The organism is Xanthovirga aplysinae, from assembly GCF_009711365.1.
Lineage (GTDB): Bacteria > Bacteroidota > Bacteroidia > Cytophagales > Cyclobacteriaceae > Xanthovirga > Xanthovirga aplysinae.
Genome location: NZ_SMMB01000526.1, coordinates 1 through 2107, shown reverse-complemented (window position 1 = coordinate 2107; position 2107 = coordinate 1). Strand labels below are relative to the sequence as shown.

Annotated in this window: 1 protein-coding gene; it reads left to right on the top strand. The window is 36.1% G+C overall.

What is annotated here, in order from left to right:
* On the top strand, positions 1-1825 hold a 1825-nt coding region (locus E1171_RS02365; RefSeq protein ID WP_343031285.1), incomplete at its 5' end, for a M61 family metallopeptidase.
* Between the last annotated feature and the right edge of the window lie 282 nt (positions 1826-2107).

Below are 2107 nucleotides of genomic sequence, written 5' to 3'. Positions count from 1 at the left end.
ATCTATAACTATGAAGAAATTACATCAATTCCGGTTGATAAATACACTGTGTGCCATGGTGTTCTTTATCAGCTTTAGTGCTGCAAATGCCGCTGAAAAACTGGAATACACCCTATCGATGAGTGAACCTCATACCCATTACTTTGAGGTGGAGATGAAAATCAATAGTCTTCGTCAAAAATACACAGACTTAAAGATGGCAACCTGGGCTCCTGGCTCTTACCTGATCCGTGAATTTGGAAAAAGTGTCGAAGATTTTGCTCCCGTAAGCAAATCAGGTAAATCTTTAAAATTTGAAAAGATCAATAAAAACACCTGGAGAGTTTTCAATAACCGGGAAGATTTTACCGCCAGCTATAAAGTCTATGCTTTTGAAATTTCAGTAAGAACATCTTTTTTGGATGCTTCCCATGGTTACTTGAATGGTTCCAACATATTTATGTATGTCGATAAACAAAAAGGGCTCTCTTCCACACTTACCGTCAAACCTTTTAAAGACTGGGATGTGGTGAGTACAGGGTTAAGTCCTGTATCGGGAAAAAAATGGACTTATCATTCGCCCAATTTTGATATTCTAGCCGATTCTCCCATAGAAATTGGAAATCAAGAAGAATTTGAATTTAATGCGGCAGGAGTTAAGCATAAAGTGGCCATGTATGGACAAAGTAATGCGGACTTCAGCAAACTAAAGGAAGATATGGCTAAAGTGGTAGAAGTTGCCACTGAAGTATTTGGTGAAAACCCTAATAAAGAATATACCTTCATCGTACACAACCTGACCAGAGGTAGCGGGGGACTAGAGCATTTAAACTCTACTACGCTGGATGTAAATCGTTGGAGCTATGAAGGAAGTCGTTACACTGGATTCCTAAGTTTAGTAGCCCATGAGTATTTTCATCTATGGAATGTAAAACGAATTCGACCTATAGCTTTGGGCCCATTTGACTATGACAAAGAAAATTATACCCATTTATTATGGGTGATGGAAGGTTTCACCTCCTATTATGACGAATTATTGTTGACAAGAGCAGGAATTGAGGACCAACAATTTTATCTTAATAAATTGGAAGGCACCATTAATTCGGTTGAAAATCAACCTGGCAATAAAGTTCAGCCGGTAGCGGAAGCAAGTTGGGATGCGTGGATTAAAGCTTACCGACCAAACGAAAACAGCTACAATACCACTATCTCATACTATCCTAAAGGTGCTTTAATAGGAAGCATGCTTGATCTGGAAATAATCCATAACACTAATGGACAAAAAAGCTTGGATGATGTAATGCGCTATCTTTACAAAGAGTATTACAAAAAGAAAGGAAGGGGTATTACCGATGAGGAAATGCAATCTGCTGTGGAGATGGTCGCCGGAAAAAAACTAGATAAATTCTTTAAAAACCACATTTTTGGAACAAAAACAATTGATTATAACAAATTCCTGTCTTATGCGGGACTTGAGTTAAAAGTAGAGCCTTCTAGTAAAGAAATAGCCAATTTAGGTGTATATACCAAAAATGACGATGGTCGCTTGGTAATTAGATCTGTAGTGAGAGGGACTTCAGCTTATGAGGGTGGCTTGAATGCAAATGATGAAATTATTGCCATCGATGGCTATCGTGTAGATAAATCAGAAATGGAACGAATTATCGGAATGAAAAAACCTGGTGAGTCTGTTAAAATCACTATTACCCGAGATGGTATCCTTCAGGACCTGGATGTAAAGCTTAAAAATAGTAATAGAAACAAATATTCGATTAACCCTGTTGAAAACCCTACAGAAAAACAGCAAATGGTTTACAACAGATGGTTAAAAACTTCGAAAGGGTAATTCAAAGAATTAATCAATAAAAAATGCGACCTCTAGTCGCATTTTTTATTTAGAGAAATATTCAAAATATTTAACCATTTCTTGGTTAAATACCTTTCAGCCTCTGATTCCATTCCTAACCCTTTATTCATTCCGACAAGAAAAAAGGCTATCTCACCTTTGGTTAGACATTAAATATTCATTAAAAACAATTTTTTTTCATTAAAATGTTACACCAAATAAAATTTGGACAAAAAACCAATTTGCAGAATTCAAATTTTAAATATAAACATATTAGCAAAT